The organism is Geminicoccus flavidas, assembly GCF_009806515.1.
GTDB lineage: Bacteria > Pseudomonadota > Alphaproteobacteria > Geminicoccales > Geminicoccaceae > Geminicoccus > Geminicoccus flavidus.
In genome coordinates this window covers 1-7,240 of the sequence record NZ_WUJP01001027.1, presented here as the reverse complement: position 1 = coordinate 7,240, position 7,240 = coordinate 1, and the positions used below count along the sequence as shown (strand labels likewise).

9 protein-coding genes are annotated in these 7,240 nt (G+C 69.8%); 4 read left to right on the top strand and 5 right to left on the bottom strand.

The window, feature by feature from the left end:
* The 4 genes from EQG76_RS29440 to EQG76_RS29425 all read right to left on the bottom strand — a co-directional run.
* Positions 1 to 676 (bottom strand): lysophospholipid acyltransferase family protein (locus EQG76_RS29440; protein ID WP_159718808.1); only part of this gene is annotated, 676 nt, incomplete at its 3' end.
* Positions 673 to 1,464: a maleate cis-trans isomerase family protein gene (locus EQG76_RS29435; protein WP_159718807.1), complete on the bottom strand. Its 792-nt coding sequence runs from the start codon at positions 1,462 to 1,464 to the stop codon at positions 673 to 675. The genes EQG76_RS29435 and EQG76_RS29440, both read right to left, overlap by 4 nt.
* Positions 1,465 to 1,471: 7 nt before the next feature.
* Positions 1,472 to 2,719, bottom strand: a complete 1,248-nt coding sequence (locus tag EQG76_RS29430) for a D-amino acid dehydrogenase (RefSeq protein ID WP_159718806.1) — start codon at positions 2,717 to 2,719, stop codon at positions 1,472 to 1,474.
* 24 nt (positions 2,720 to 2,743) lie between these two features.
* The gene (locus EQG76_RS29425) at positions 2,744 to 3,097 is read right to left on the bottom strand and encodes a RidA family protein (protein WP_159718805.1); all 354 of its coding nucleotides are present in this window, start codon (positions 3,095 to 3,097) and stop codon (positions 2,744 to 2,746) included.
* 89 nt (positions 3,098 to 3,186) lie between these two features.
* On the opposite strand from EQG76_RS29425, the gene EQG76_RS29420 reads away from it, so the two are divergent.
* The 4 genes from EQG76_RS29420 (at position 3,187) to EQG76_RS29405 (ending at position 6,748) form a co-directional block, all read left to right on the top strand.
* Positions 3,187 to 4,203, top strand: coding sequence for a ligase-associated DNA damage response exonuclease (locus EQG76_RS29420; protein WP_159718803.1), 1,017 nt, complete (start codon positions 3,187 to 3,189; stop codon positions 4,201 to 4,203).
* A gap of 90 nt (positions 4,204 to 4,293) precedes the next feature.
* Entirely contained in the window at positions 4,294 to 4,680 is a 387-nt protein-coding gene (locus EQG76_RS29415; RefSeq protein ID WP_159718801.1) for a VOC family protein, read from the top strand.
* 87 nt (positions 4,681 to 4,767) lie between these two features.
* Positions 4,768 to 6,348 (top strand): cisplatin damage response ATP-dependent DNA ligase, encoded by a 1,581-nt coding sequence (locus EQG76_RS29410; protein ID WP_159718799.1) that lies wholly within the window; start codon positions 4,768 to 4,770, stop codon positions 6,346 to 6,348.
* Positions 6,349 to 6,385: 37 nt separating this feature from the next.
* Complete coding sequence (locus tag EQG76_RS29405) at positions 6,386 to 6,748, top strand: ribose-phosphate pyrophosphokinase (RefSeq protein ID WP_159718797.1); 363 nt, start codon at positions 6,386 to 6,388, stop codon at positions 6,746 to 6,748.
* Here the strand turns inward: EQG76_RS29405 and EQG76_RS29400 are convergent.
* On the bottom strand, positions 6,745 to 6,984 hold the full coding sequence (locus EQG76_RS29400) for a sulfurtransferase TusA family protein (protein WP_223861755.1): 240 nt from the start codon (positions 6,982 to 6,984) through the stop codon (positions 6,745 to 6,747). The two genes, EQG76_RS29405 and EQG76_RS29400, sit on opposite strands and share 4 nt — an antisense overlap.
* Positions 6,985 to 7,240: the final 256 nt, after the last annotated feature.

Genomic DNA, 7,240 nt, shown 5'->3' with positions numbered 1-7,240 from the left:
TCCGCTCCTCCAGCGTCCGCATGAAGGCTGCGCGCGGCAGGCCGGGCGGGATCGGCTCCAGGAACTCCATCACGATCGTGCCCGGCCGCTTGGCGAACGAGCGCCGGCCCCAGAACATGCCGGAGTTCAGGGCGACCGGCACGCAGGGGCGGCCGAGCTGCTTGTAGAGCGCCGCCACGCCCGGCTTGTAGTCCGGCGGCGCACCCACGGGACGCCTGGTACCTTCCGGGAAGATCATCACGTGCAGCCCGCCCGCCATCGCCTGCTCCGCCCCGTCCACCAGCGACTTCAGCGCCTTGGCCGCAGCACCACGGTCGATGCGGATGCAGCCGGACTTGAGCAAGTAATGGCCGAACACCGGGATCCTGGTGAGTTCGTATTTCAGCCCGACCGACAGCTCGTGGACAATCGTGTGGAAGGTCAGCGTCTCCCAGGCCGACTGGTGCTTGGCCGCGACCACCGCCGGCTCGGCCGGCAGGTGGTGCAGGCCGCGCACCTCGTGGCGGATGCCCACGACCCAGCGCAGCAGGAACCCGATGCCCCGTTCCCAGCCCCGCGCATAGGCGCGCGTACCGGCGGCATCCAGGAACGGCCCGACCGGTAGCAGCACGATCAGGGCGAGCAGTGTCCAGGTCCAGAGCAGGACGTTGAAGATGGCGGAGCGGATCAGGATCATGTAGCGGGCAGCGGGCAGGTGAACAGCCGGCCGAATGCCGGCTGCGGGTCGGCGACCCCGGCCAGGCGCAGCGCGTGCCACGCCATGGCATGGTTCGATGAAGTGACCGGCTTGCCGAGCTCGGCCTCGATCGCCGCGGCCTCGGCCGCCAGCCGGATCGAGGTACAGGACACGAACACTGCGTCGGCGCCTGGCTCACGCCCCAGCGCGCAGACGGCCTGACGGATCGAGCCCACGGTCATCTGGCCGACCTTGCCGTCGTCGGGCTCGTTGAACGAGCCGAACACTGGCACCTCCAGGCCGCGCGCCTCCAGGTAGCGGATGATCCCGAGATTGACGTCCGCGCGATAGGGCGTGAGCAGGGCGATCCGCCGTGCGCCCAGCGCCGTCATGGCGATCCTGGCAGCCGTGATCGGCGTGGTTGCCCGTGCTTCCGGCTTGGCCTCGTCCATGAGCGCTATGACCCGCTCCTCGCCCAACACCATGGCGGCCGAGGTGCAGCCGAACGCCACGGCGTCGAACCGGTGGCCGGGCAGCAGCAACTCGGTGGTGGGCCGGATCATCGGCTCCATCGCGCGGAGGCTGTCCGGCGTGATGATCGGGTCGACCGCGATGCGGGCGTGGAACAGACCGACGCCCGGCAGGCCGGCCAGGATGCCGCGCCACTCATACTCGATGGTCTGGTCGCAGCTCAGCACCACCAGCCCGATCCGGGCGCGCGGCGTGATGCCCCGGTCAAGGTCGAAGGGCAGGTGCTCGCGGACGATCCGCCTGGAGGCTGGGGTCATGGCCGGCTCATCCGCGGTAGAGCATGCTGGACACGTCGTGGCCGGGCGTGCGGCCGGCGATCAGGTCGGCGGTGATCCGGCCCGAGCCGCAGGCCCAGGTCCAGCCCATGTGGCCATGGCCGGCATTGACATAGAGATTGTCGTAGCGCGCCCGGCCGAAGATCGGCAGAGCGGACGGCGTCATCGGCCGCAGCCCCGCCCAGTATTCCGGCTGGCCATAGTCCCCAGCATCGGGGAAGAGCTCTCTGGCCGCCTTGAGCAGCCCGGTGAAGTCGGACGGCCGGTGCGACCAGTCATAGCCGGCGAACTCGGCGATCGCGGTGAGCCGGACATGCTCACCGTAATTGGCGAACGCGAACAAATTGTGCTCGTCCACGCCCGAGAGGCGCGGCGGGTTGTTGCGGCCGGCGATCGGGATGGTGAGCGAGTAGCCCTTGACCGGATAGATCGGCAGCCTCAGGCCGATGGTCCGCCCGAGTGGTGCGGCATAGCAGCCAAGCGCCAATACATAGGCATCGGCCTGGACCTCGCCCTTGTCCGTGACCACCCGGTCGATCCGGCCCCGAGCGACGCTGATCCGCTCGATCGTCTCGTCCATCCGGAATGCGACACCCCGCTCGATGAGCCAGGCCACGATGCTGCGGGTGAACCGCCTAGCATCGCCGGACTCATCGTCCGGTACGTAGAGCGCGCCAGCGAACCGGTCCAGGACCGGCAGGTAGACCTGATCGATCTGGGCGGCCTGAAACGGCGTGACCCGGCGCACCTCCACGCCCAGGCGGCGCATCAGTTCCGCATTGCGGTCGGCCCGGGCCAGCGCCTCCTCCGTGCGATGCAGGTAAAGGGCTCCGCCCTTGGCCGCACCGTATTCGACCCCGGTTTCCGCCACGACCCGGTGCAGCTCGCCCTGGCTGTAGAGGCACAGGCCCACCTTGCGGATTGTGTTGTAGTCGGCCCTGGCTTCGGTGCAGTTGCGCACGAAGCGCGCGGCCCAGGCCCAGAAATGCGGATCGGCCTGCAGGCGAAAGCGCAGTGCCGTGTCGTCGTGGCGGATCGAGCGGATGAGGGTCCGCAGCGCCGCGGGCGACGCCCAGCTATAGGCATGGCCGGGCGCGATCATGCCGGCATTGCCGTACGAGGTCTCGGATGCCGGCTCGCTGCGCCGGTCGATCACGATCGGCTCGTGACCGTCCCGGAACAATTCATAGGCCGTCATCACGCCGGCAAGGCCGGCACCCAGCACTGCAACGCGCATGACCGCCCCTTTGCGGCCGCCGGCTCAGCCGAGCGCGGCGGTGACCATGATCTCGACGGTGTAGTCGGGCGAGGCGAGCTTGCTCTCGACCGTGGCGCGGGCCGGGGCGGCACCCGGGGCCACCCAGGCATCCCAGGCGGCGTTCATCTCGTCGAAGGTCGAGATGTCGGACAGCCAGATATTGGTGGTGAGCAGCTTGCTCTTGTCGGTGCCGGCCTCGGCGAGGAGGGCATCGATCCGGGACAGGATGTCCTTGGTCTGCTCGGAGACCGACTTGCCGGGGGCGCCGGCGGCGACCTGGCCCGCCAGATAGACCACGTTGCCGTGGACCACGGCCTGGCTCATGCGCGGCCCGGGCTGGATGCGGCGGATCGTCATTGCTTCACTCCTGCTGACGTTGGCTTTGCGCGGCATACATGAGCCGATGGGGGCAGGGGAAGCGCCGCCCTTGCCGGGAGGGCTCGAGCATGCATCCGGAGCGCTGGGTCCAGGTCCGGCCAGAAGGCCTCTACGTGGTGCCGGGCGACTTCTACGTGGACCCGGTCCGGCCGGTGGACCGCGCGGTGATCACCCATGGCCACAGCGACCATTGCCGTGGCGGCCACGGTGCGATGCTCGCGACCGAGGCGACGCTGGCGATCGCCGCGGCGCGGCTGGGCGAGGGCATGGCGCCTTCCCGCCAGGCCGCCGCCTATGGCGAGACGATCCGGGTAGGCGAGGTCGATGTCACCCTCTATCCGGCCGGCCATGTGCTGGGCAGTGCCCAGGTGCTGATGGAGCATCAGGGTGGGCGGATCGTGGTCTCAGGTGACTACAAGCGCCGGGCGGACCCGACCTGCACCGGCTTCGAGCCCGTCCCCTGCGACGTGTTCGTCACCGAGGCGACCTTCGGCCTGCCGGTGTTCCGCCACCCGCCGATCGAAGAGGAACTGCGCCGGCTGCTCCATTCGATCGAGCTGTTCCCCGAGCGCTGCCACGTGGTCGGCGCCTATACGCTCGGCAAGGCGCAGCGCCTGATCGTGGAGCTGCGCCGGGCCGGCTGGGACCGGCCCATCTATGTCCACGGTGCGCTGGCCGCCATGAACGAGCTCTACCGGGGCTTCGGGGTGGAGCTGGGCGAGCTGCGGCCAGCCACGGCCGGGGCCAAGGGCGAGCCGCGCCGCGAGCTGGAAGGTGCCGTCGTGATCGCCCCGCCCTCGGCCATCGCCGACCGCTGGGCGCGGCGCCTGCCGGACCCGGTGATCTGCCAGGCGTCCGGCTGGATGCGGGTCAAGCAGCGCGCCAAGCAAGGCGGCATCGAGCTGCCGCTGGTGATCTCCGACCATGCCGACTGGGACGAGCTGTTGCAGACGCTGGACGAGGTCGGTGCGCCCCGGGTCTGGATCACCCATGGCCGGGAGGAAGCCCTGCAATATGCCGCCCGCAAGCGCGGCTATGGGGCCGAGGCCCTGCGGCTGGTGGGCTATGACGAGGAGGGGAGCTGAGCGGGTTCCGCCGCCTGCCTCGACGGGCTGCCGCGCCCATGGCAGGCTCGCCGGCAACACGAACGCAGGCCGGCGCAACGGAGCCTTTGGATGATCTCCTATCTCACGCTCGGAACCAATGACCTGGAGCGCGCCGGCCGCTTCTATGACGCAGCGCTGGCGCCGCTCGGCCGGGTCCGGCTGCCGGCCTATCCCAACGAGATCTGGTACGGTCCGCCGGGTGGCCCCACGGAGCTGGTGATCCTCCATCCGTTCGACGGCCGCCCGGCCACCTGGGGCAATGGGGTCACGGTCGGCCTGTCGGTGCCGGACGAGGCGACGGTGCAGGCGATCTATGAGGCGGCCCTGGCCGCCGGCGGGCTGGACGAGGGCGCGCCCGGATTGCGGCCCCAGTACAGCGCCGATTTCTACGCGGCTTATGTGCGCGATCCCGATGGCAACAAGCTGGCCTTCGTTCGTGCGACCCCGCCTGGCTGAGCAGCGGCCGCCGGAAACGAACCGGAACCTGCGCCGGGCCTGCCCGGTTGGCCCGGACGGCAGCCTGCAGGAGCGTGCGCAGCCAAGGTGAAGCCGTTCTCCGAACTTCTCGACCGCCTCCTCTATGCGCCGGCCCGCACCAGCAAGCTGGCGCTGCTGGAGGATTATTTCCGTAGCGTGCCCGATCCCGACCGCGGCTTCGGCCTGGCCGCGATCGCCGGCACGCTCAGCCTGCGAGTGGCGAAGTCCGGCGTGATCCGCGAGCTGGTGGCCGAGCGCACCGATCCCGAACTGTTCCACTGGTCCTACGACTTCGTGGGCGATCTGGCCGAGACGGCCGCCCTGATGTGGCCGGAGCAGCAGGCCGGTCGCGACTGGCCGCACCTGAGCGAGGTGGTGGTCGCCATGGACGAGCTGCCGCGCGGCCAGCTCACCCGCCAGATCGCTTCCTGGCTCGACACGCTGGATGCCACCGGCCGCTGGGCGCTGCTCAAGCTCGCCACCGGCAGCCTGCGCGTGGGTGCCTCGGCGGGCCTGGCCCGGGCGGCGCTGGCCCGCTATGGCGGGGTCGAGCCGGCTCTGGTCGAGGAGGCCTGGTATGCGACGGCCCCGCCCTATCTGGACCTGTTCGCCTGGCTGGACGGCCGTATGCCGCGCCCGGAGATCGCCCATGTCCCGGTGTTCCGGCCGCTCATGCTGGCCCATCCGCTGGATGACGAGCAGGCGAGCAAGCTCGACCTTGCCGAGTACAGCGCTGAATGGAAGTGGGACGGGATCCGCGTCCAGGTCGTGGCGGTCCGTGGCCACGTACGCCTCTATTCCCGCACCGGCGACGATGTGGGCCCGGCCTTTCCGGAGGTGGTGGAGCGCGTGCGCTTCGAGGGCGTGCTGGACGGTGAGCTGCTGGTGGCACGCGAGGGTGAGGTCGCCTCGTTCAACGACCTGCAGCAGCGCCTCAACCGCAAGGCCGTCACCCCCGCCATGCTGCAGGACTACCCGGCTCTCGTCCGGCTCTACGACATCCTGTTCGACGGCGAGGAGGACCTGCGCGGCCTGCCGTTTCTCGAGCGCCGCGAACGGCTGGAGGCATTCGTGGCGCGCGAGCGGCCCGAGGGGATGGACCTCTCGCCGCTCATCCCGGACACCGGCCTGGACGAGCTCGACCGGATGCGCCGCTCGGCACGCGAGGGCGGCACGGTCGAGGGGCTGATGCTCAAGCGCAAGGACAGCCTCTACGTGCCGGGCCGGCCTAAGGGGCTGTGGTGGAAGTGGAAGCGCGACGCGCATCTGGTCGACTGCGTGCTGATGTATGCCCAGCGCGGCCACGGCAAGCGCAGCTCCTATTATTCCGACTACACGTTCGGCGCCTGGCAGGACGGGCCGGACGGGGAGGAACTGGTGCCGGTCGGCAAGGCCTATGCCGGCTATACCGACGAGGAGCTGAAGCTGCTGGACAGGTGGATCCGCGACCATACGATCGAGCGGTTCGGCCCGGTCCGGGCGGTCGAGCCGCGCTTGGTGTTTGAGGTGGCGTTCGACAGCATCCACCCGTCCAGCCGGCACAAGTCGGGCGTGGCGATGCGCTTTCCCCGAATCGCGCGGATCCGCTGGGACAAGCCCGCCGCCGAGGCCGACCGGCTGGCGACCCTGGTCGACCTGATGGGATGAACGATCGGGATGAGCTGCAACGGAGCGCGGGAAAACCATGAAAAGAGACTGGCCCGAGCCGCGACCGGAACGGACGGTCATCGATCCCGAACGTCTGGAGCGGATCCTGGTGCAGGCTGCCCGCGAGGGCCGGCCGGTCAGCTACCGGCAGGTGCTGGACATGTTCGGCCAGCGGCTGGGCTCCGGCACGGTCGGCCATCTCTGCCGCGTCCTGGGCGTGGTCGACCGGGCGCGGGCGGAACATGGGCTGCCGGAACTGGCCTGCCTAGTGGTCCGCGCCAGCGACGGCCAGCCCGGAGCCGGCTACTTCGCAGCTGGCGATCCGCAGGACCCGGACGCGCGCGCTGCCCTGGTCGCCCGGCGCCAGGAGCAGGCCTTCGCCTGGGCGGGCAGTCTCTAGCGCTTCTTGCGCAGCACGATGACGAACAGGCTGTCCTGGCGTTCGCTGCGCTCCAGCTCATGGCCGCTGATCTCGACGAACTCGTCGAAATCGGCAGGTGCGGCCGGATCGGTCGCCAGCACGCAGACCGTGGCGCCCGGCTCCATGACCATGAGCGCCTGGCGCGCCTTCACCAAGGGCATCGGACAGGCGAGGCCGCGTGCATCCACGAGGACATCGTAGCGAGGTTCGGGCAAGGCGGCAGCTCCAGGATCGGCCGACGAATGCCACCTAGCGTGACCGCTGCAGGGTTGGAAGCTTGGTCTGCCGCCCGGGTCATCAGGCCATGGCCGCGGGCCGGCATCAGCAGGTCCTTCTCCGCGGAAGCGGCGGACTGCAGCCGGTTGGAAGGGAAGGTGGCGGCCGCTGAGCTGACGGATAGCCCATGGGGTGATTTTTTGGTTGCGGGCCTCTTTTCGTGGGGGTTGCGGTGTCCATATGAGCTGAGCCGGA